Here is a 22,179-nt window from a genome sequence, read left to right as displayed (position 1 = left end):
AAGGGCCAGTCCGGCCCGCGGCGCGGTGCTAGCCTGCGCCGCATGCCTGCTGCCTGCCTGCCCGACCACCGCACCTGCGAACAGGCCCGCCTGAGCCGCGACGCGCGCTTCGACGGGCTGTTTTTCACCGCGGTGTCCAGCACCGGCATCTACTGCCGCCCGGTCTGCCCGGCGCCCCCAGCCAAAGCGGGCAACGTCACCTACTACGCCGCAGCTGCGGCCGCCGAAGCGGCCGGCTTTCGCCCGTGCCTGCGCTGCCGGCCGGAACTGGCCCCCGGTGCCGGCACCTGGCGTCGCGGCGATGAGGTGCTCGCCCGCGCCCTGAAGCTGATCGACACCGGCCTGCTGGCCGAGCAGCCGTTGTCCGCGCTGGCCGGGCGCCTGGCGGTGGGCGAACGCCAGCTGCGGCGCCTGTTCGCCCAGCGCCTGGGCACCTCGCCGATCGGCGTGCATGGCACCCGCCGGCTGCTGTTCGCCAAGCAGCTGCTGACCGAAACCGGCCTGCCGATCACCGAGGTGGCCCTGGCCGCCGGATTCGGCAGCCTGCGTCGCTTCAACACGGTGTTCAAGGACAGCTACCGGATGGCGCCGCGCGAGCTGCGCAAGCGCGAGCTGCACCAGAGCGCCGGCGACACCCTGGTGCTGCGCCTGGGTTACCGGCCGCCGTACGACTTCAGCGCGATGCTCGACTTCCTGCGCGGGCGGGCACTGCCGGGCGTGGAGCATGTCGATGCGACCTCCTATGCCCGCGTGGTCGGCCCGGCTGCCTCGCCCGGCTGGCTGCGGGTCAGCGCCTGGCCCGGCGGCGAACATGCGCTGCGCCTTCAGCTGCGCAACATCGCCGCGAGCGGGCTGCTGGCCGTGGTCCAGCGCCTGCGCCGGATGTTCGACCTGGATGCCGACCCACGCGCCATCGCCGACGCGCTGAATGACGATCCGCGCCTGCGCCCGCTGCTGGGCAAGCGGCCTGGCCTGCGCATCCCCAGCGGCTGGGACGGCTTTGAAATCGCGATCCGCGCGGTGATCGGCCAGCAGGTCAGCGTGGCCGCCGCACGCACGCTCACCGCGCGCCTGGCCCGGGCCTTTGGCGAACCGCTCGCCGGCCCGCTGCACAGTGACCTGCACACCCATCTGTTCCCCACCCCGCAGGCGCTGGCCGAAGCCGACCTGGCCGCGATCGGCCTGACCAGGGCGCGCGCGGCCACGCTGCGCACGGTGGCCCGGGCGGTGCTGGAGGGACGGGTCGATTTTGATCCCGGCACTGCCCTGGACACCTTCGTCGAGCGCTGGACTGCCCTGCCCGGCATCGGCCCCTGGACCGCTCACTACCTGGCGCTGCGCGGGCTCGGTCATCCCGATGCCTTTCCCGCCGAAGACCTGGTGTTGCAAAGAGCGCTGGCCAACGACGGCACGCGCCTGCGCGCCGGCCAGCTGCGGCAGCACGCGCAGGCCTGGCGTCCCTGGCGCGGCTACGCCGTGCTGCATCTGTGGAAGGACGCCATGCCGGCCGCCTCATCCCCATCGCCCACCGCCTCCAGGGAAGCCTTGCCATGACCATCTTCGAACGCAGCGTGCCCAGTCCGGTCGGCCCGCTGCGCGTGGCCGCCAGCGACGCCGGCCTGCACGCCATCGAATTCCCCGGCAACAGCCATCCGGTGAAGCAGCGCACCCCGTGGCAGCCCGGCGAGCATCCGCTGCTGCGCCAGACCCAGGCGCAGCTGGATGCGTATTTTGCCGGGCGCCTGCAGGTGTTCGACCTGCCCCTGGCACCGCACGGCACCGCGTTCCAGTGCCAGGTGTGGCAGGCACTGGCGCAGATCCCGTTCGGCCAGACCTGGAGCTACCTGCAGCTGGCCCAGCGCGTGGGCCGCCCGGCCGCCGCGCGCGCGGTCGGTGCAGCCAACGGGCGCAATCCGCTGCCGATCGTGCTGCCCTGCCACCGGGTGATCGGCGCCAACGGCGCGCTGACCGGGTTCGGCGGCGGACTGCCGACCAAGGCCTTCCTGCTGACCCTCGAAGGCGCGCTGCCGCGGCAGGCCGGGGCCGGCGCGCTTTTCACCCAAGACGCAGCGGCCTGGTCATGATCGCGCGGTGCGAGGTCCTCGCATCCGATTGCCTGCGCGACCCCCGTCTGTCACCACCGGAGGCGTTCTGCGTCGTGGTTGCGCCGATGGCCGCGGCCACGGCTGCAATTCGGGCGCCCTCCCTGCCAAGTCGCAGGCCGTAAAAAAACGCGGCGCCCGGATGCGGCGCCGCGTTCGGTCGGTCCAGCGTTGGCAGGCAGATCAGCCGGCCTTGGCGACCGTCTTCTTGGCCACGGCCTTCTTGGCCGGTGCCTTGGTCACCGACTTGCTGGCCACCGGCGCCACGACGCCCGCAACCGAAGCGTGCTTGCGCACGTTGCCGTAGCTGGAGTTGTAGCGCTTGCCCTTGGCGGTTTTGCGATCACCCTTGCCCATGTTCGTCATTCCTCGATGTTGGTGGCCCGCCCGTTTTGCGGGTGCGCTGCCGGCAGGTCGCCCGCGCGCAGGACCGCAGAGGCTATCACAGCGGCCCGGCCGGCCGGCAACGGCCGATGCGCGCAGCTGGGGCCGTGCACGTGGCCATGGTTCAGACGCAGGTTCAGCACGTGGGCCAGCCCGACCAGGGTGCCGCCGAAGGTCATCGCCAGCGCATGCGGGACCACGCTGTGGTGCAGCGGCGGATACAGCACCGCCGTCCACAGCACCACCAGTCCGGTCAGCAGCATGCCCAGCGCGCGCAGTGCCCGGTGCCGGCGATAGCTGCTGGCCAGGCTGAACAGGCCAAGCAATGTCGCGAACACCACGAAGGCCTGCTCGACACCTTCGCCCAGCCAGCCCGACAGGCCCAGCGCCGGCAGCAGCGCGATCAGCAGCGGCAGCACCGCGCAATGCGCAGCGCACACCAGCGAGCCAGTGGCGCCGAGGTGGTCGAGCCAGGCGCGCAAGCGGGAGGGAGGCGAGGACGGCATGGGCAACAATGACTTTCGGGAGGGGACTTGACCGTGGTTGGATATATTATAACGTTTTGCGGCAACTGTCTTTCCCCCCAACGCCGGACGCCCCACTCATGGAATCCCCCGCTCATCACCTCGCCGGCCCGGCCGTCCGGGCGCGCACGTCGCTTGCCGCCGCCCTGGTCCTGGCCCTGGGCGCCTTCACCGCCCAGGCCCAGGACGCGCCCGCCGCCAACGTTCCTCCGGACAGCGATCCGCGCCACCCCGATCAGGCCGAAGATCCGCACGTCAGGGACCTGGACGCGGTCAGGGTCAGCGCCAGCCTGTTCGGCAGCACCGCCGACCAGCTCAGCCGCCCGGTCGAAGTGCTCTCCGGCGAGAAGCTCGATGAAGTCCGCGCCGCCAGCCTGGGCGAGACCGTGGCCGGCCTGCCCGGCGTGCAGAGCTCCAACTTCGGCCCCGGCGTGGGCCGGCCGATCATCCGCGGCATGGACGGCCCGCGCGTGGCGGTGATGTCCAATGGCCTGTCCAGCGCCGATGTGTCCACCGTCAGCCAGGACCACGCGCCGGCGATCGAGCCGTTCCTGGCCGATCAGATCGAGGTGCTCAAGGGGCCGTCCACCCTGCTCTACGGCAGCGGCGCCATCGGTGGCGCGGTCAACGTGGTCGATGGCCGCATTGCCGAAACCCCGATCGAAGGCGTCACCGGCCGCGCCGAGACCCGGATCGATGTCGGCGACAAGGACGGCCAGACCAGCATGGCGCGCCTGGACGCCGGCAATGGCGGCCTGTCGATCCATGCCGACGGCGTGTACCGCAATGCAAACGACTACGACACACCGCGCGGCAGGCAGGCCAATTCGTTCATCGATACCAAGTCCGGCGCGTTCGGCGCCTCGCTGGCCGGCGACTGGGGCTTCATCGGCGTGTCGGTGGCGCGTTTCAACGACCGCTACGGCAACCCGGGCGAACCGGGCGATCCGGCCGCGGGCGAGCCGGGCGTGCACCTGGAGATGCACCAGGACCGCTTCGAGATGAAGGGCGGCCTGAACGAGCCGTGGGGCCAAGGCAGCGGCCTGCGCTACAGCTTCGGCCACACCCGCTATGACCACACCGAATACGAAGGCAGCCAGGCCGGCACCATGTTCAAGAAGAACGCCAACGAGGGCCGCGTGGAAGCCACCTTCGCCGCCGCCAACGGCTGGAAAACCGCAGTCGGCCTGCAGGGCAGCGATTCGACCTTCCAGGCCATCGGCGAGGAAGCCTTCGTGCCGCGCACCGACACCACATCGGTCGGCGTGTTCGCCGTGGCGCAGAACGCGTGGGGCCGGTTTTCCACCGACCTGGGCGCGCGCGTGGACCAGGTCCGCTACGACACCGACACCGGCCTGTCGCCGGATTTCACGCCACTGAGCCTGTCGACCAGCTTCGGCTTCAGGCTCGACGAGCACTGGCGCCTGACCGCCAACCTGGACCACGCCCAACGTGCTCCGGCCGAAGAGGAGCTGTTCGCCGACGGTCCGCACATCGCCACCCTGGCCTATGAAATCGGCGGCGCCGGGCTGGACAAGGAAAAGGCCAACCAGGCCGAGCTGGGCCTGAGCTACCGCAATGACCGGGTCGATGCGAAGGTCTCGGCGTACTACAACCGCTATGACAAGTTCATCTACCTGGCCGACACCGGCGCGCAGTGGTCTTTCGAGGAGCAAGGCCGGTCCCTGCCGATCCGCCAGTGGACCCAGGGCGATGCGGTCTTCCACGGCTTGGAGGGCGAGGCCACCTGGCACCTGGCCGACAGCGACAGCACCGGCGCCTGGGACCTGCATGTGTTCGGCGACACCGTGCGCGCCCGCCTGAAGGACGGCGGCAACCTGCCGCGCATCGCCCCGGGCCGCTTTGGTGGCGAACTGCGCTGGCAAGCCAGCGCCTGGCGCGCCTCGCTCGGCGCCACCCGCTACATGCGGCAGGACAAGGTGGCGACGGACGAAACCGAGACGGCCGGCTACACGCTGGTCGATGCGCACCTGGCCTATCACCTCGATGCCGGCCCGACCTCGTGGGAGGTGTTCCTGGATGGCAGCAACCTGGCCGACCAGGACGCGCGCGTGCATACCTCCTTCCTCAAGGACAGGGTGATGCTGCCGGGGCGCAGCGCGAGCTTCGGCGTGCGGATGTTCTTCTGATTCAAATCGAAGGTGCGCCCCAGGTTGCGGCGGTGTGCATGCCCCGCGTTCGCCGCGGCATTGGGCGCCAGCCTGCGATCGCGGGCCGGATGACATTCCTCGGTCATCCGGCCCGCTTGTTCATGTGCGGCCTTTGGTGCAACCAGGCGTTGCCGCCAACGCGCCTCTGGCCGTGGCGCTGACAAAGGACGCGGCCCTGTGCAGTTTCGAAACCTCACCGGCGCAGGGGCTGGCGCATGAAAAGCGCAATTTTCATGTCGCGATGCATTCGGCCGACAACCTCGAAGGGCAACAGGCATACCCGAACAAACGCGTCCCGGTGTTCACCTCCACGTCAAACCAACAATGGGCGAGCAAAAGCGCTGCGGCACCCTGGCGCATTGGCGGCGCTGGTGGTCCACATGCCAGCGTTCACGCGCCCGGGCTGCATCTGCGCGTTCGCGGCTTCAAGCGCTGGGCTCACATGGCCATCATGTCCTCCTGCCCGCATGGCTTATCCCTTGGTAGGTCTGTCCCAACTACTGGGCGTGAGGCGCATGGACGACGGTGACCTGCAGGTCCACAGCAACTGGACCGCATCAACCGGGATCGAGAACCGCGCCACCACGTATTTCGGCAATGCGCACTACCGGCTGCGGCACCTCGACGGTGCATGGCGGATCGCGAAGAAAAAAACTGTCATCCTCAACGACATGATCCATGAAGTCGTCGACTTCTATCACCTCTGACGTCCCTGCCGAAAAAGGTCTCCCAGTGAACAATCAACCAGCGTCCCGCCCGATAGTGGGCATCACCATCGGCGACCCGTGTGGCATCGGCCCGGAAGTGATCGCCAAGGCGTGGGCCGACGAAAAGCTCCACCAGACCTGCAACCCGGTGTTGATCGGGAGCGTGGGGGTGATGGGCGATGCGGTGAGGATCGCAGGCCTGCACGCCCAGGTGCGCGCGGTGCCACGCGCCAGCCAGGTGACCCACAGCCACACGATCGATGTGATCGAACCGGTGGAGTTCGACATGGCCTGGGTTCGCTACGGGCAGGATGTGGAGCGTGCCGGCTGGGCCAGCGGTGCCTGGCTGGACCATGCCGACCGGCTGGCACGGCAGGGAGCGCTGGCCGCATCGGTCATGGGGCCGATCAGTTCGGGCTCGATGAAGATGGCGGGAACGCTCGGCAGCATCGCAACCAACCGCGACAGCGGCGCATATCTTCTGCTGCACTCCGGTCCGCTGACGATCGCCCACCTGAGCGATCACGTGCCGTTGGCGTCGGTGTCCTCGCTCATCACCACCGAGGCCCTGCTGGCGTTGCTGCGTTCGCTCGATGACTGGATGAAGCAAGCAGGCTTGCAGTCGCGGCGCATCGCCGTGGCCGGTTTCAATCCCCATGCCGAAGGCCGCGAGGAAAGGGAGCAGATCGACCCGGCCATTGTCATTGCCAGAAGCGAAGGCCTGGATGTGGCCGGGCCAATCAGTCCCGATTCGGTGTTCCGCCACTGCATCGAGGGCCGCTACGACGTGGTGGTGGCCATGTACCACGACCAGGGCCACATCGCCATGAAGACCTGGGGCTTTTCCGGCAACAGCGTTGCCATGATCGGGCCGCCCTACATCCACATGACCGTCGCACACGGGGTGGCGCACGAGATCGCAGGCCTGGGCAAGGCCGACCACACCATGATCCTCAACGCCATCCTCAATGCAGCGACCCTGGCCTGCGGCCAGGGTTTCTACGACTGATCCACTGGCAGTTACAGCGCTTCAATCGAGGCTGCACAGCAGCGCCTTCTCATTGCACCTGCGCGCAGCGCGCGCACAGGCCATGCACTTCCAGCGTCTGCGCCTGCGGCTGGAAGCCCAGCGCCTTGGCCCGCGCCTCCAGCTGGCCGACCACGGCGTGGTCTTCCAGCTCGACGGCCGAGTGGCAGCGATCGCAGATCAGGAATGGCACCGAATGGGTGGCGCTGTTGGGGTGGTGGCAGGCCACGAACGCATTGACCGATTCGAGCTTGTGCACAAAGCCATTGGCCATCAGGAAATCCAGCGCCCGGTACACCGTCGGCGGTGCGTCGGCGCCCACGCCCTTGGAAGCACGGACCAGATCCAGCAGCTCGTAGGCCTTGACCGGCTTGCCCGCCTCGGCGATCAGCCGCAGCACCCGCGTGCGGATCGGCGTCAGTCGCAGGCCGCGTTCGGCGCAGGCGTGTTCGACCGCGTGCACGAACGCATCGGCGCCGTGCACATGGTGGTCAGGCGCGATGCAGGCAAGCTTGCTGGACATGGGCGTGCTCCTGGAATCAGGCCGCGTTGGCAGCCTTGATGAGTGCGGCGTCGATGCGTTTCAAGGCTTGCTCGCGCCCGGCCAGGTACACGGTCTGGGCGATGTCCGGGCTGACCTGGGTGCCGGTGATGGCCACGCGCAGCGGCTGGGCGACCTTGCCCATGCCCAGCTCCAGCGCAGCGGCGGTCGCGTGCAGGGCCTCGGAGACGCTGTCCACGGTCCACTGGCTCGATGCCGCCAGCAGCTCGCGCGCCTTGGCCAGCGGCGCGACCGCGGCCGGCTTGAGATGCTTGGCCACGGCGGCAGCGTCGTACTCGGTCAGCGGCTGGTACCAGACCAGGGCTTTCTCGGCCATCTCCTTCAGGGTCTGCACGCGCTCGCGCAGGGCCAGGACCACCTCGGCCGGCGCCGGGCCGGCGGACAGGTCGACGCCAAGCCTTTCCAGCTGGTAGACCAGATGCGGGGCGATGGTGGCCGGGTCGTCGGTCTTCAGATAGTGCTGGTTGACCCAGCCCAGCTTGGCCATGTCGATGCGCGCGGCCTTGGAGTTGACGTTCCTGACGTCGAACAGCTCGATCAGTTCGGTGCGCGAAAACAGCTCCTGGTCACCATGCGACCAGCCCAGCCGCGCCAGGTAGTTGATCAGCGCATGCGGCAGGTAGCCAGCCTCCCTGTATTGCATGACATCGGCCGCGCCGGTGCGCTTGGACAGCTTGGCGCCGTGCTCGTCCAGGATCATCGGCATGTGCGCGAACTTCGGCACCGGCGCGCCCAGTGCTTCATAGATGTTGATCTGGCGCGGGGTGTTGTTGATGTGGTCATCGCCGCGGATCACCTCGGTGATGGCCATGTCCCAATCGTCCACCACCACCGCGAAGTTGTAGGTGGGATAACCGTCCGGGCGCAGGATCACCATGTCGTCCAGTTCGCTGTTGGCGATCTCGATCCGGCCCTTGATCAGGTCATCGAACACCACCGTGCCGGCAATCGGATTCTTGAACCGGATCACCCGGTTGGGATCATCGCGATACGGCAGCTGCTGCTCGCGCGCGGCGCCGTTGTAGCGCGGTTTTTCATGCCGGGCCATGGCCGCCTCGCGCATGGCGTCCAGCTCCTGGCGCGTTTCATAGGCGTAGTAGGCCTTGCCGTCGGCCACCAGTTGCGCTGCCACTTCGCGGTAGCGGGCCAGGCGCTGGGTCTGGAAGATCGGGCCTTCGTCGTAGTCCAGGCCCAGCCAGTCCATCGCCGCGATGATCGCGTCGATCGCGCCCTGGGTGCTGCGCTCGCGGTCGGTATCCTCGATCCGCAGCACGAACTGCCCGCCGCGATGACGCGCCTCCAGCCAGCAGTACAGCGCAGTGCGCGCGCCACCGATGTGCAGGTAGCCGGTGGGACTGGGGGCAAAACGGGTACGGCAGGTCATGGATGGCCCGACAAGCAAGAAGATGGAAGCGGCCGATTTTACCCGTTGCGGCCAGGCCAGGCCGCCAGCCGGCCAACCAGCGAGGTCCGCACGACACGCCGGCCACGGCCCTTGCGCCCGCTATCATTTGCCCATGACCACGCTGTTCATCTCCGACCTGCATCTGGACGCCACGCGCCCAGCCATCACCACCCTGTTCCTGGAATTCCTTCGGCACCAGGCCATCCACGCCCAGGCGCTGTACATCCTGGGCGATCTGTTCGAGGCCTGGGTCGGCGATGACGATCCGTCCGAGCTGGCCGCCGAGGTCGCCGCGGGCATCCGCGCGGTCAGCGATGCCGGCGTGCCGGTGTCGTTCATCCGCGGCAACCGCGACTTCCTGCTGGGCACCGACTATGCCCGGCGCTGCGGCATGCGGATCCTGCCCGACCCGGCCGTGGTGATGCTGTACGGCACCCCGACCCTGATCGGCCACGGCGATGCGCTGTGCACCTCGGATACGGCCTATCAGGCGGTGCGCGCGCAGACCCGCGACCCGGCCTGGCAGGCGCACATGCTGGCCCAGCCGCTGGCTGCGCGCATCGCCTTTGCCGCGCAGGCGCGCGCCGCCAGCGCCGCGCACCAGGGCGGGCTGAAGGCCGACAACGCCAGGTTCGAAACGCTCACCGATGTGACCCCGGCCGAAGTGGAGGCCACCTTCGTGCGCTACGGCATCGACCGCATGATCCACGGCCACACCCATCGCCCGGCGGTGCATGAACTCACCGTCGGCGGCAGGGCGTGCACGCGCATCGTGCTGGGCGACTGGTACGAGCAGGGCTCGGTGCTGCGGGTGACGGCCGAAGGATTAGAGCTGCAGGCCTTGCCGCTGGCGTAAGGGCAAGGGCGTGGCCCGCGGTTTCAGCGCGGTTGTGATCGCGGCGGCTCCAGCGCGTGCAGGGCGTCGATTTCCTCCTGGTCGAATCCGGCCAGCAGCCGCGCCTGGGTGTTGAACGGGCCGCGCAGGTACGGGCCGGCATACTCGCCCAGCAGCTGCAGGAATCTGGACCGCGGCTCGACGCCTGCGCGCGCGCAGTACCAGCGGTACCAGCGCGAACCGGCGGCCACGTGAGCCACTTCCTCGCGCAGGATCAGCTCCAGGACCTCCACGGTCTGCACATCGCCCAGCGCGGTGAGCCTGTCGATCATCGCCGGGGTCACATCCAGGCCGCGCGCCTCCAGCACCCGCGGCACCAGCGCCATGCGCGCCAGGCCGTCGTGCGCGGTCCTCTGGCACATGTCCCACAGGCCGTTGTGCGCGTTGAAGTCGCCGTAGTGGTAACCCAGCGCCTGCAGCCGCGTGCGCAGCAGCACGAAGTGGCGCGACTCGTCGTGCGCGCAGCTGATCCAGTCGGCCTGGTACGGCGCCGGTGCATCGCGAAAGCGATAGACCGCATCCCAGGCCAGGTCGATCGCGTTGAGCTCGATGTGGGCGATGGCATGGATGAAGGCCGCGCGCCCTTCCACGCTGCCCAGGCCGCGCTTGGGCAGCGCGCGCGGGTGAACCAGATGCGGCCTGTCCGGGCGGCCGGGCATGCGGATCGGCTCCGGCGGCGGCGCATCTGCCGGCACGGCCAGCTGGCCACGCGCGAACGCGGCCGCATAGCGCTGGGTCAGGGCGACTTTTTCTGCCGGATCGGTGGCAGCCAGACACTGGCGCGCGGCCTGGTACACCGAGGTCATGGCGTCAGCCTGCGTGCGCGCCGTTCAGACCGCGCGGCGGATGCGCTTGGCCTCGTCCGAGCGCGACTGCTGGATGCGCTCGAAATAGCCCGGGTCGATGCCGGTCACGTAGTGGCCGTCGAAGCAGGAGGAATCGAAATGCTCCAGGTTGCGGTTGCCTTCGCGCACGGCCGCCTTGAGGTCCTCCAGGTCCTGGTAGATCAGCCAGTCCACGCCGAGGAACTGCTCGATCTGCTCCACGCTGCGGCCATGTGCGACCAGCTCGTCCACCGCCGGCATGTCGATGCCGTAGATGTTGGGATGGCGCACCGGCGGCGCGGCACTGGCCAAGTAGACCTTGCGCGCGCCGGCATCGCGGGCCATCTGCACGATCTGCTGGCTGGTGGTGCCGCGCACGATCGAGTCGTCCACCAGCAGCACCACGCGGTTGCGGAACTCCAGGTTGATCGGATTGAGCTTGCGGCGCACCGATTTCACCCGCTCGCCCTGGCCGGGCATGATGAAGGTGCGGCCGACGTAGCGGTTCTTGATGAAGCCTTCGCGGTACTTCACGCCCAGGGTGTTGGAGATCTCCAGCGCCGCATCGCGCGAGGTGTCCGGGATCGGGATGATCGTGTCGATGTCGTGGTCCGGACGCAGGCGCAGGATCTTCTCGCCCAGCTTGATGCCCATGCGCATGCGCGCCTTGTGCACCGAGACGTTGTCGATCATCGAGTCGGGACGGGCGAAGTACACGTATTCGAAGATGCACGGCGCGTGCTGCTGCGGCTCGGCGCAGGCCTGGGCGAACAGCTCGCCGCGGGCGGTGATCACGATACCCTCGCCCGGGGCCACGTCGCGCAGGCGGGTGAAGCCCAGGATGTCCAGCGCCGCCGATTCGGAGGCCACGATGTATTCGGTGCCTTCGTTGTGCTCGCGCTTGCCCAGCACCAGCGGACGGATCCCGTGCGGGTCGCGGAAGGCCACCAGGCCCAGCCCCAGGACCACGCTGACCACCGCGTAGCCGCCCTTGCAGCGGCGGTGGACGCCGGCCACCGCGCGCAGCGCGGTCTCCGGCGAGAGCGTGCGCTGGGTGTCCAGCTCGTGGGCGAAGATGTTGAGCAGGACCTCGCTGTCCGAGTCGGTGTTGATGTTGCGCCGGTCCTGGGCGAACACGTCCTGGCGCAGCGCCTCGGCATTGATCAGGTTGCCGTTGTGGGCCAGGGCGATGCCGTAAGGGGAGTTGACGTAGAACGGCTGGGCCTCGTCCATGCCTTCCGAACCGGCGGTCGGATAGCGGCAGTGGGCGATGCCCACGCGCCCTTCCAGCACGCTCATGGCCTTGGGGCTGAACACATCGCGGACCAGGCCGTTGTCCTTGTGCAGGCGCAGGCGGGTGCCGTCGGCGGTGGCAATGCCCGCGGCATCCTGGCCCCGGTGCTGCAGGACCGTCAGGCCGTCATAGAGCTGGCCGGCGACATTCTGGTTGCCGACGATTCCGACGATGCCGCACATGGCGTTTCTCCGCTGTTTCGCTGGGTGTTGCGTGGCTTCAGAGCGGTCGCTCCTGGCCTGATGGGGTTGCCACGACCCGCGCCGGGTCGCTTTCATCGGGGTGCACCCTGGCCGGGGTCGCCCTGTGGCGCGGCCGGGTCGCTCAGGGGCTTGGGCAGACCGCTGGAGGTCTGTCCGCGTGCCCTGCCCAGTGCCTCGGACACCGTCTGTCCGAGTTGCGGCAGCTGCGCGGCTACCTGCTGGAAATCGTCGCTTAGGGCGCCATTATCGCCTGACAAGGGCAGCTTGTTGAGCTCCATGTTGCGCAGCCGGTCCATGTTCATGTCCGGCATCTGCGGCATGGACGGCACCTGCGGCATGGAGACCTCAGGCAGCTGGGCCCGCATCCAGGCTGCGCCGGGTTCCAGCACCGGCAGCACGCGCGAGGTGTGCCAGCTGCTTTCTCCGGTCAGCGGGGTGAAGGACATCAGCAATACCAGCACGCAGGCGAAGAACCCGCCGCGCACCAGCCCCAGGCCGCCGCCGGCCAGCCGGTCCACGCCGGACAGGCGCGTGTTGCGCACCGAGGCCTTGATGACCATGCCGATCAGGGCCACCACCAGCATCACCCCGACGAAGGTCAGCGCGTAGCCGCCCAGGTAGTCGGTCATGCCGGGGCGGCCGTTACCGGCGAACCTGGCCGCCGCATCGCCGCCGAACATGAAGGCCGCCCAGCCGGCCAGCAGCCAGGACAGGGTGCCAACGAGGATCCCAACGAAGCCGCGCAGCAGCCCCAGCAGGGTGGACACCACGATCACCGTGCCCAGGACCAGGTCGATCATGCGCGGCTCCGCGCGCGGTGCCGGGCGGGTGCGGGATTGACTTCAGGCATCGTGGACATGGGTGTTCTCCTTTCCCTGGACGAACGCTCGGTTTACGGATGCGGGCGCACGATCCCGGTCAGGCCATTGCGCGCGGCCACCTGGGCCTTGAGCTGGTCGGCCTCGGCGCGGGTGGACACCGGCCCTACCCGGACCCGGAACAGGCGGCCACTGTCGGTGTTCACCGGCTCGACGAACGAACTGAAGCCGTTGCCGCGCAGCTTGTCGCGCAGCGCGTTGGCGTCGGTTTCCTTGCCGAACGCGCCCACCTGCAGGGCAAAGCCCACCCCGGTCGCAGCCGGCTCGGGCACCGCCGCCACCGGCGGCCTGGCCGGTTCGGCGGCCGGCTTGGGCGCAGCCGGGGTCGAAGGGGGCGCGGCACCTTCAGGCTTGGCCGGCGCCGGCGCGGCCGGCGGCGCCTGCGAGGCCAGTTGCGCAGCGTCGGGATTGGGCGCGCTGGCCGCAGGCGCGGCCGGGGTCGGCGTGGCGGCGCTGGCCGGCGCCTCGGCCGTGGCGTCCAGGGAAATCACCTCGGCCTTCACGTCGCTGCGCACCTTGAGCGCGGCGATGCGGGCGATCTCGGCCTGCGACCGGGCGGCATACGGCCCCACGCGCACCCGCCAGGCCGGCTTGCCACCGATGGTCGCCTCCTGGCGGAAGGCATCCAGTCCGGACTGGCGCAGGCGGTCGATCACGATGTCGGCATCAGCCGCACTGGCATAGGCACCAAAGGTCACCGCGTAGTCGCCGCCGGCGGTGGCCAGCGGCAGGCCCTGGGCGTTGGTTTGCGGCTTGGCCGCCTCGGCCGGGGTCAGGGTTTCGGTGGCCGGCTTGGGCTGGCCTGGCTGGGCCGGCTGGCTGGGCATGCCGGTGGCGCCGTTGGCGCCGGGCTGGCCGGGCGTGACCAGCGGCAGTTCGCGGGTCTCGAACTGGCCCGCAGGCGCATCCGGCACGTCGGTGGACACGTCGGTGACACCGCTATCGCTGGCCGGGCCCTTGACCAGCATCGGCAGGAAGATGACGGCCAGCGCCAGAAGGACGATGGCGCCGATGATGCGGTTTCTCAAAGCGGTATCCATCGTCGTGGGCGACGGTGTGAGATGAAGAAGTTGCAAATTATAAGCGCGGCCGCCGCCCTGCTCTCCTCATCGGGCTGAATCCAGCACCGCCAGCGCCTGGGCCGCGGTGTGGAAGGAGCCGAACACCAGCACCCGCTCGCCGGCCGCGGCTTGCGCCAGCGCCGCCGCCAACGCCTCGGCCACCGTCTCGAACCTGGCCCCCTGCGCCGCTTCGGTCCCGGCCAGTGCAGCCGCCAGGGTGGCCGCGTCCTGGCCGCGCGGCGCGCCGGGCTCCAGCCCGGCCAGCGACCAGCGGACGATCCTTCCAGCCAGCGCCTGGACCACCCCAGTCACGTCCTTGTCCGCCAGCGCGGCGAAGACCGCGTGGGTCGGCCGCGGCTGGCGATCGAGGAAGGCCGCCAGCTCGCGCGCGGCCTGCGGGTTGTGGGCCACGTCCACGCGGATCTCCACGCCGCCGCGTTGGAAACGCTGCAAGCGCCCGGGCAACCGGGCGTTGGCGATGCCGGTGGCGAAGGCGGACTGCGGCAGTTCCTCCGGCAGCGCGCGCAGCGCGGCCACGGCGGTGGCGGCATTGGCGCGTTGGGCGGGCGCATCCAGCGCTGGCGCGGGCAGGACCAGCTCGGTGCCGACCTCGCGCCAGCGCCAGCGGCCGTGCTGGTCTTCGATGGAATCGTGAAAGAAGTCATTGCCCAGCTGGATCACCCCGGCGCCGATGGCGTAGGCATGGGCCAGCACGCTGGACGGCGCGGCCACCTCGCCCAGCACCAGCGGCTTCCAGGCCCGGGCGATGCCGGCCTTCTCCCTGCCGATGGTCTGGCGGTCGGGGCCGAGCCAGTCGGTGTGGTCGATATCCACGGTGGTGATCACCGCCACGTCCGGATCGACCAGGTTGACCGCGTCCAGGCGCCCACCCAGGCCGACTTCCAGGATCGCCAGGTCCAGCCCGGCACGCTGGAACAGCCACAGCGCGGCCAGCGTGCCGTATTCGAAATAGGTCAGCGGCGTGTCGCCGCGCGCGGCCTCCACCGCCGCCAATCCCGCCACCAGCGCCGCGTCGTGCGCATCGACGCCATCGATGCGCACCCGCTCGTTGTAGCGCAGCAGGTGCGGTGAGGTGTAGGCGCCCACTTTCCAGCCGCCGGCCCGGGCGATGGCCTCGATGAACGCCACCGTGGAGCCCTTGCCGTTGGTCCCGCCGACGGTGATCACCTGCCGCGCCGGCCGTTCCAGCCCCAGCGCAGCGGCGACGGCGCGCACGCGCTCCAGGCCCAGTTCGATGGCATGGGGGTGCTGGGCCTGGATGAAGTCCAGCCAGGCGGACAAGCTGTCGGGACGGGACATCGACGGGACTGCGCTGCAGCGGTGTGCCTATTGTGCAGGCAGCACCTGCCGGGCGACATCCCCGACGCGGACCTTGCTCAGCCCTGCGCGCGCCCGATCGCCGGATCGCTGCGACTGGGATGGCCGGTTTCCAGATGGCCGGCCAGGCGGCGGCGGAAAGGGGAGCCGGGCAGCTCCACCTGCAGGTCGTACCAGTGGTCGCTGGCCTCCAGTGCCAACACCATGCGCTCGCTCTGGCCCGCACCCAGAGTCACCGCGCGCGGGCTGGGATCGCCGTAATCCAGCGCGCGCGCCTGCACGATCACGGCCTCCACGCCGGGATTGCGCAGCTGCAGAAGCAACTGGCCACCCGCCGCCGAGGCCGATACCTCAGGGACGCGTTTGCCGGCCACCGTCGTGCCTTCGAATTCGCGCAGAAAGCCATTGGGCCCGTGCACCGCCAGCGCGTAATCGCCCGCAGGCAATCCATGCGGCGCATCGATGATCTGGCTGCGCGGCAGCACCGTGTAGTACCAGGGGCCGGCCGTGGTGCCGTAGGCGTAAACGTTGAACACCACCGCCGCGTCGCCGTCGTTGACGAAGGTCAGCCGCAGGCCGTCTTCGGCATGTTGGGCATGGACCTGCAGCGCGTATGGCAAGGCGCGTGCGGGACGCTGGCCAGGCTCCTGCTTCGGCTGCTGCGGATGTACCGGCACCACCGGTGCAGGCAGCCTGGCGCTGGCCGCCATGCGCGCCAGGTAATCGGCCGTGGACGGCAGCGCCAGCAGCGCCGAGTCATCGGGCGTGCGGAAGTCGAACACCGTGCTCAGGTCGCCGGTGACCGCGCGGCGCCACGGGCTGATGTTCGGCTCGGCCACGCCGAAGCGCTGCTCCAGCAGGCGCAGCACCGAGGTGTGGTCGAACACCTGCGAGTTCACCCAGCCGCCGCGCGTCCACGGCGACACCACGAGCAGCGGCACGCGCACCCCCAGCCCGACCGGCACGCCGTGGTAGTCCTCGCCGCGCACGTCCACCTGGCTGCTGCCCATGCTGGCATCCAGTGCCGGCAGCGGCGCGGGCATATGGTCGAAGAAGCCGTCGTTCTCGTCGTAGTTGATGATCACGCACGACTTGCCCCAGACCTCGGGGTTGGCGGTCAGCGCATCGATCAGGCGCGCGATCAGCGACTCGCCGTGCGCGGGCGTGGCTTCGGGATGTTCGCTGTAGGCATAGGGCGCCACGATCCACGACACCTGCGGCAAGCTGCCGGCCTGCACATCGGCGGCGAAGGCATCCACCAGATGCTGGGCGGTGCTCTGCCTGGCGTTGTCCGCCGTGGAACCGGCGACGATCGAGCGTCCGCGTTTGTAGAGTTCGCTGGCGGTGTCCATGTTGCGGAAGCGCGCGAACGAGGACAGCGGGTTGTCGCCGTAGTTGTCGAACTCCTGGTACACCCGCCAGCTGATGCCGGCCTGCTGCAGGCGTTCGGCGTAGGTGGTCCATTGCATGCCGACAAAGCCGGGCTTGTCGCGCGCCATGTCCGCAGTCCAGTTGCCGTCGTCGGCGTTGTCGATCGACTGCGCGCCGAAGTTGCCCACGCTCATGCCGCTGGTGCCGCTGAAAAAGAACATGCGGTTGGGATTGGTCGGCCCGTGCAGCGAGCAGTAATAGCCATCGCAGATGGTGAAGGCATCGGCCAGCGCGTGGTAATACGGGATGTCGGCGCGGCTGAAGTGGCCCATCGCCAGTTCGCTCTTGTACGGCACCCAGACATCGTAGTCCTGCCAGCGTTTGGGGTCCTGGCCATGGCCGCCTTTCCATGAATGGTCCAGGCTGGCCATCATCGGCGCGTTGCTGGTTTTCGAGTCCAGCGCAAACGGCAGGCGCGTGCTGCCATCGCCCGCCGGCTGCTGCCATACCGGGTTGCCGTCGCGCAATTTCAATGGACGCGGATCGTCGAACCCGCGCACCCCGCGCAGCGTGCCGAAGTAGTGATCGAACGAGCGGTTTTCCTGCATCACGATGACGAAATGCTCCACGTCCCGTAGCGTGCCGCTGCGCGCGGTGGCCGGCAGCGCCAGCGCGCGGGCGATGGACGCCGGCATCACCCCGGCAGCGGAGAGCGCGGCCACCCGCGCAAGGAAGTCTCGACGGGACAGCGTGGGCATGCGGGGAGCAATCCTGATGTGGGCGATGACCGGCGACGCATCGTTATAGAAGGCCGGCGCTGCAGCTTGAAGACAACCACGCGCATGATCGTGCTGTCATCGCAACTTCATCTGCCGTTGCCAGCCTGTGCGCCGAAGCGGCGCTTTGCGTCCCGTCTCTCCCCTCCCCTGCATCAGGCTGTCATCCCCATGCTGAAATCCCTGCCCTGCCTGCGCCCGACGGCGCTTGCGATCGCCCTTGCCTGCGCCTTCCCCACGATGGCCGCAGCGCTTGAGCCCGCCGCCGAAAACGATGCCGCTCCCGCCGACAGCACCGCCAAGCAGCTCGATGCAGTGTCGGTGGTGGCCCGCGGCGCCACCCGCCAGGTGCAGCGCATCAACCAGCAGGACATCGAACGACTGCCTGCCGGCAGCAGCCCGCTGAAAGCCATCGAGAAGCTGCCCGGCGTGCAGTTCCAGTCGGCCGATGCCACCGGCGCCTACGAATGGTCGACCGCGGTCTACCTGCACGGCTTTGACCAGAGCCGCCTGGGCTTCACCCTGGATGGCGTGCCGCTGGGCAACATGGCCTACGGGGTGACCAATGGCCTGTCGATCACCCGCGCGATCCTGTCCGAGAACATCGCCTCGACCGAGCTGGCCCAGGGCGCCGGCGCACTCGGCACCGCCTCCAACAGCAACCTGGGCGGCACCCTGCAGTTCTATTCGGCCGACCCGGAGATGGACTTCGGTGCGCGCCTGGCCCAGACCTTCGGTTCGGACAGCGCCCAGCGCACCTTCGTGCGCGTGGACAGCGGCGACCATGGCGGCTTCTCCGCCTACGGGGCCTATGCCGCCTCGGACATGGACAAGTGGAAGGGCGATGGCCCGCAGAAGTACGAGCAGTTCAACGCCAAGGCGCTCTATAGCTGGGGCGAGGGCAACCGGATCAGCCTGTTCGTGGACAAGTCGCGGCGCAAGGAACAGGACTACATGGACCTGTCGCTGACCAGCCAGAAGGCGCTGGGCTGGGACTTCGACTACCTGGCCCCGGACTGGGCCACTGCCGCGCAGATGGCGCGCGCCTACCAGTCCACCGGCGCCTACGCCGGGGTGGCCAACGGCTACCCGGCCTCGCTGGCGGCGCTGCCGGCCGACTATGACTGGCTGGATTCCACCTACTACTGGGGCTCGGGCCTGCGCAACGACACCCTGTCCGCGCTGGCCGGCAGCTTCAACCTGGGCGGTGTGGCCACCCTGGACCTGACCGGCTACTACCACGACAACCGCGGTGAAGGCCAGTGGGTCACCCCGTACGTGCCGTCCTCGGCGCAGGTCCCGCTGTCGATGCGCACCACCGACTACGGTCTGGACCGTTTTGGTGGTACCGGCGCGCTGAAGTTCACCCTCGGCATGCACGAGATCGAACTCGGCGGCTGGGCCGAGAACAGCCAGAACACGCAGGAGCGCAACTACTTCCTGCTGGATGCGCCGCTGACCACGCTCTACAACTTCTACGAGGTGAGCGATCCGTTTTTCCGCCAGTTCCTGCAGAAGTACCACACCCAGACGCGCATGGCCTACGCGCAGGACACCGTGCGCCTGATGGACCAGCGCCTGACCCTGAACTTCGGGGCCAAGGCGGTCAGCACGAAGACCAACGCGCGTTCGCTGGTGGCCAGCAGCTCCTACGCCCAGGGCAGCATCGAGGCCGACGACAGCTTCCTGCCGCAGGTCGGCGCCAGCTACGCGCTGGATGAACACCAGGACCTCTACCTGTCCTACAGCAAGAACATCGCCGCCTTCGACTACAGCCCCTTCGCCACCGGCCAGGCCACCTTCGACAGCATCCGCGACACGCTCGAGCCGGAGCAATCGCAGACCGTGCAGCTGGGCTACCGCACCAGCGGCGAGGGCTACCAGGCTTCGGTCGGCGCCTACTACACCAAGTTCAAGAACCGCCTGCTGGTCACCTCGCCGTGCAGTGCCATCCAGACCTGCTCGGCGATCCTGAGCAACGTCGGCGATGTGGAAAGCACCGGCCTGGACCTGGCGCTGATCGTCAAGCCGGCCCAGGGCCTGGACTGGCTCAACACCGTCTCCCTGGACCGTTCCAAGTACCAGGACGACTACCTCAACAACGGCGTGGTCGAAACCGGCGGCAAGTACGTGGTCGGCGTGCCCTCGCTGATGTTCACCTCCAGCCTGAACTACCACAGGGATGGCTGGAGGGTGTCGCTGGACGGCAAGTACACCGGCCGCCGCTACATCAGCTACCTCAACGACTCCCAGGTGCCCGAGTACTGGGTGTTCAACGCCGGCGCCGGCTACGACTTCGGCAAGGTCGGCGTGTTCTCCAACATCGGCCTGTCGCTCAACGTCACCAACCTGGCCGACAAGCGCTATTTCGCCACCACCGGCACCGGCGGCTATGTCGCCTCCGACCGGCAGGGCTACAACCAGACCCTGATGGCCGGCGCGCCGCGCCAGGCGTTCTTCACCCTCGACGCCCGCTTCTGAGCCAGGTCCTGTGGGAGCCGCCACGGCGGCGATGAGGCCTTGCCGACAAAGCCTTAGCGCCGCTATAGCGGCTCCCACACAGGGGAGCCCTCCACGCCCCATGAAGGCGGCCTCCGGGCCCGCCTGCTGCACCGCCGCACACGGTGGCTGCATCGGAAACTCTATACTCGGCGCCCTTATGGGCTTGGGTTTTTCGCACCATGGCGGACACGATGAAGGCGCTGGTCAAGCGCCAGGCCGGCAAGGGCATCTGGATGGAACAGGTGCCCAGGCCGGCGCCGGGGCCCAACGAGGTGCTGGTCAAGCTGGAGAAGACCGCCATCTGCGGCACCGACCTGCACATCTACCTGTGGGATGAGTGGAGCCAGCGCACCATCCGCCCGGGCCTGATCATTGGCCACGAGTTCGTCGGCCGCATCGCCCAGCTCGGCGCGGCCGTCACCGGCTATGAGGTCGGCCAGCGGGTCTCGGCCGAGGGCCACATCGTCTGCGGCCACTGTCGCAACTGTCGCGGCGGCCGTCCGCACCTGTGTCCCAACACGGTGGGCATCGGCGTGAACGTCAATGGCGCCTTCGCCCAATACCTGGTGATCCCCGCCAGCAACCTGTGGCCGATTCCGGACCAGATCCCGTCCGAGCTGGCGGCGTTCTTCGACCCCTACGGCAACGCCGCGCACTGCGCGCTGGAGTTCGACGTGACCGGCGAGGACGTGCTGATCACCGGCGCCGGCCCGATCGGCATCATCGCCGCCGGCATCTGCAAGTACATCGGCGCGCGCAACGTGGTGGTCACCGATGTCAACGACTTCCGCCTCAAGCTGGCCGCCGACATGGGCGCCACCCGCGTGGTGAATGTGGCCAACACCTCGCTCAAGGCGGTGATGGCCGACCTGCACATGGAGGGCTTCGATGTGGGCCTGGAGATGAGCGGCAACCCGCGCGCCTTCAACGACATGCTCCAGTGCATGTACCACGGCGGCAAGATCGCGATGCTGGGCATCATGCCCAGGGGCGCCGGCTGCGACTGGGACAGGATCATCTTCAAGGGCCTGACCGTGCAGGGCATCTACGGGCGCAGGATGTACGAGACCTGGTACAAGATGACCCAGCTGGTGCTGAGCGGCTTTCCGCTGGGCAAGGTGCTGACCCACCAGCTGCCGATCGACGACTTCCAGAAGGGCTTTGACCTGATGGAACAAGGCAGGGCCGGCAAGGTGGTGCTGAGCTGGAATTGAAGACGCCATTGCCGGCCCGGTGCCTGTGCGCAAGGAGGGCCTGTCGGCTAAAACCCGTGGAAGCGCCACTTTTCCAGAGGCCGGAAACACACAAGGCGCCTTGCGGCGCCCTGTGTCGGACCAGCAGCTCTGCGCTTAGTTGGCGACCGTGACGCTGACCACCAGGCGACTGTCGGCGATGTCGCCGTAGGCGTCGCGGCCATCGCCGTCGGTGCCGATGTAGGCCGCGGTCAGTGTGGCCGGGCCGAAGGCCTTGGACAGACTGACCGACCAGTCCTTGTAGTCGCGGCCGACGGTGCCGTCCTCGAATTCGGTCACGCCGCCGGTGGCCGCGACGCTGAAATCCTGCGGCAGGTCCCAGCTGATGCCGCCCTGGTAGTACCAGCTGTCGGTGTCGGACTTGAACACATCGTTGGTGTAGCCCACCAGCACGGTGAAGTGCTCGGCCATGGTCGCCTTGCCGATGTATTCGTTGTAGTTGCCCGAACCGGCATCAGGGTAGTTGTAGCGGTTGACCATGAAATCCAGGTTGAGCCAGTCGTTGGCGTCGATGTTGTAGCCAACGAAGGTATCCACTTCGTAATCCGGATCGCCTTCGCCGAAGTCCACGTTGGAGGCCCACACGCCGGCATAGATGCCGATCGGAGTGGTGTAGGTCAGGCCGGGCTGGAAAGCCGGACCGACATCGGTCTGCGACAGGCCACGGAAACGGTAGTCGGTGGTGGCCGTCAGCGACCAGGCCCAGGGGGAGGGGGACTCGGCTTCTTCCTCGGCGACAGCCTCTTGGGCGGACGATGCAAACGGCAAGGCGGCCAGGGCAACAATCAGGGCATAGCGCAATTTCTTTGACATCCTCGGACTCTCCTGCAGGGTGGGGGGGGCGGAGCCTGCCATGGCGCGCTGGAGAAGCATGCTGCGACGCGCTTTGCAGTTTTACTTTT

General features: G+C 68.5%; 17 protein-coding genes and 2 pseudogenes. 8 read left to right on the top strand and 11 right to left on the bottom strand.

Going from position 1 to position 22,179, the window contains the following annotated elements:
• Positions 1-42: 42 nt before the first annotated feature.
• Together D9R12_RS08410 and D9R12_RS08405 are read left to right on the top strand one after the other, a co-directional pair.
• Complete coding sequence (locus D9R12_RS08410) at positions 43-1,554, top strand: DNA-3-methyladenine glycosylase 2 family protein (protein ID WP_122229957.1); 1,512 nt, start codon at positions 43-45, stop codon at positions 1,552-1,554.
• Positions 1,551-2,084 (top strand): methylated-DNA--[protein]-cysteine S-methyltransferase, encoded by a 534-nt coding sequence (locus D9R12_RS08405; RefSeq protein WP_122229699.1) that lies wholly within the window; start codon positions 1,551-1,553, stop codon positions 2,082-2,084. The genes D9R12_RS08410 and D9R12_RS08405 overlap by 4 nt, the downstream gene beginning before the upstream one ends.
• A 201-nt stretch (positions 2,085-2,285) precedes the next feature.
• Here D9R12_RS08405 and D9R12_RS08400 read toward each other — a convergent pair whose 3' ends face one another.
• Both D9R12_RS08400 and D9R12_RS08395 read right to left on the bottom strand, forming a co-directional pair.
• On the bottom strand, positions 2,286-2,459 hold the full coding sequence (locus tag D9R12_RS08400) for a 30S ribosomal protein THX (RefSeq protein WP_122229955.1): 174 nt from the start codon (positions 2,457-2,459) through the stop codon (positions 2,286-2,288).
• Positions 2,460-2,575: 116 nt separating this feature from the next.
• Positions 2,576-2,992: pseudogene (locus D9R12_RS08395) on the bottom strand (MerC domain-containing protein); the annotation flags it as partial.
• Between the two features lie 98 nt (positions 2,993-3,090).
• Here D9R12_RS08395 and D9R12_RS08390 point away from each other — a divergent pair.
• From D9R12_RS08390 to D9R12_RS08375, 3 genes are all read left to right on the top strand, one after another.
• Positions 3,091-5,160 carry a TonB-dependent receptor gene (locus tag D9R12_RS08390; RefSeq protein WP_122229695.1) on the top strand — a complete coding sequence of 690 codons (2,070 nt, stop codon included), beginning with the start codon at positions 3,091-3,093 and terminating at the stop codon, positions 5,158-5,160.
• A 236-nt stretch (positions 5,161-5,396) separates the two neighbouring features.
• Positions 5,397-5,888, top strand: a complete 492-nt coding sequence (locus D9R12_RS16190) for an aromatic-ring-hydroxylating dioxygenase subunit beta (protein WP_122229953.1) — start codon at positions 5,397-5,399, stop codon at positions 5,886-5,888.
• 55 nt (positions 5,889-5,943) lie between these two features.
• Positions 5,944-6,897: a PdxA family dehydrogenase gene (locus D9R12_RS08375; protein WP_210538860.1), complete on the top strand. Its 954-nt coding sequence runs from the start codon at positions 5,944-5,946 to the stop codon at positions 6,895-6,897.
• A gap of 49 nt (positions 6,898-6,946) precedes the next feature.
• On the opposite strand, the gene D9R12_RS08370 is transcribed toward D9R12_RS08375, so the two are convergent.
• Both D9R12_RS08370 and gltX read right to left on the bottom strand, forming a co-directional pair.
• Positions 6,947-7,438, bottom strand: coding sequence for a transcriptional repressor (locus D9R12_RS08370; protein ID WP_014161323.1), 492 nt, complete (start codon positions 7,436-7,438; stop codon positions 6,947-6,949).
• Positions 7,439-7,454: 16 nt separating this feature from the next.
• Positions 7,455-8,861, bottom strand: a complete 1,407-nt coding sequence (gltX, locus tag D9R12_RS08365) for a glutamate--tRNA ligase (protein WP_122229691.1) — start codon at positions 8,859-8,861, stop codon at positions 7,455-7,457.
• Positions 8,862-8,994: 133 nt separating this feature from the next.
• Here gltX and lpxH point away from each other — a divergent pair, with 133 nt between their 5' ends.
• Positions 8,995-9,738 (top strand): UDP-2,3-diacylglucosamine diphosphatase, encoded by a 744-nt coding sequence (lpxH, locus tag D9R12_RS08360; RefSeq protein WP_122229689.1) that lies wholly within the window; start codon positions 8,995-8,997, stop codon positions 9,736-9,738.
• Positions 9,739-9,761: 23 nt separating this feature from the next.
• Here the strand turns inward: lpxH and D9R12_RS08355 are convergent, their stop codons facing one another.
• From D9R12_RS08355 to D9R12_RS08330, 6 genes and pseudogenes are all read right to left on the bottom strand, one after another.
• Complete coding sequence (locus tag D9R12_RS08355) at positions 9,762-10,583, bottom strand: ferritin-like domain-containing protein (protein ID WP_122229687.1); 822 nt, start codon at positions 10,581-10,583, stop codon at positions 9,762-9,764.
• 24 nt (positions 10,584-10,607) lie between these two features.
• Positions 10,608-12,077, bottom strand: a complete 1,470-nt coding sequence (gene purF / locus D9R12_RS08350) for an amidophosphoribosyltransferase (protein ID WP_014161327.1) — start codon at positions 12,075-12,077, stop codon at positions 10,608-10,610.
• Positions 12,078-12,114: 37 nt separating this feature from the next.
• Positions 12,115-12,898, bottom strand: a pseudogene (locus D9R12_RS08345) (CvpA family protein).
• Between the two features lie 92 nt (positions 12,899-12,990).
• Positions 12,991-14,016 (bottom strand): SPOR domain-containing protein, encoded by a 1,026-nt coding sequence (locus D9R12_RS08340; RefSeq protein WP_043290592.1) that lies wholly within the window; start codon positions 14,014-14,016, stop codon positions 12,991-12,993.
• Positions 14,017-14,082: 66 nt separating this feature from the next.
• A complete protein-coding gene (gene folC, locus D9R12_RS08335) occupies positions 14,083-15,357 on the bottom strand; it encodes a bifunctional tetrahydrofolate synthase/dihydrofolate synthase (protein ID WP_014161330.1) in 1,275 nt (424 codons plus the stop codon).
• Between the two features lie 77 nt (positions 15,358-15,434).
• Positions 15,435-17,504, bottom strand: coding sequence for a phosphocholine-specific phospholipase C (locus tag D9R12_RS08330; protein ID WP_122229685.1), 2,070 nt, complete (start codon positions 17,502-17,504; stop codon positions 15,435-15,437).
• Between the two features lie 84 nt (positions 17,505-17,588).
• Between D9R12_RS08330 and D9R12_RS08325 the strand changes: the two genes are divergently transcribed.
• Both D9R12_RS08325 and tdh read left to right on the top strand, forming a co-directional pair.
• Entirely contained in the window at positions 17,589-20,003 is a 2,415-nt protein-coding gene (locus tag D9R12_RS08325; protein ID WP_425479071.1) for a TonB-dependent receptor family protein, read from the top strand.
• A gap of 200 nt (positions 20,004-20,203) precedes the next feature.
• A complete protein-coding gene (gene tdh / locus D9R12_RS08320; protein ID WP_043290593.1) occupies positions 20,204-21,238 on the top strand; it encodes an L-threonine 3-dehydrogenase in 1,035 nt (344 codons plus the stop codon).
• Between the two features lie 135 nt (positions 21,239-21,373).
• Here tdh and D9R12_RS08315 read toward each other — a convergent pair whose 3' ends face one another.
• Entirely contained in the window at positions 21,374-22,090 is a 717-nt protein-coding gene (locus tag D9R12_RS08315) for a TorF family putative porin (RefSeq protein WP_122229681.1), read from the bottom strand.
• Positions 22,091-22,179: the final 89 nt, after the last annotated feature.

The organism is Pseudoxanthomonas spadix (assembly GCF_003703395.1).
Classification (GTDB): domain Bacteria; phylum Pseudomonadota; class Gammaproteobacteria; order Xanthomonadales; family Xanthomonadaceae; genus Pseudoxanthomonas_A; species Pseudoxanthomonas_A spadix.
Note: the sequence above shows the minus strand (reverse complement) of the source record. Positions and strands in the feature narration are given on the sequence as shown.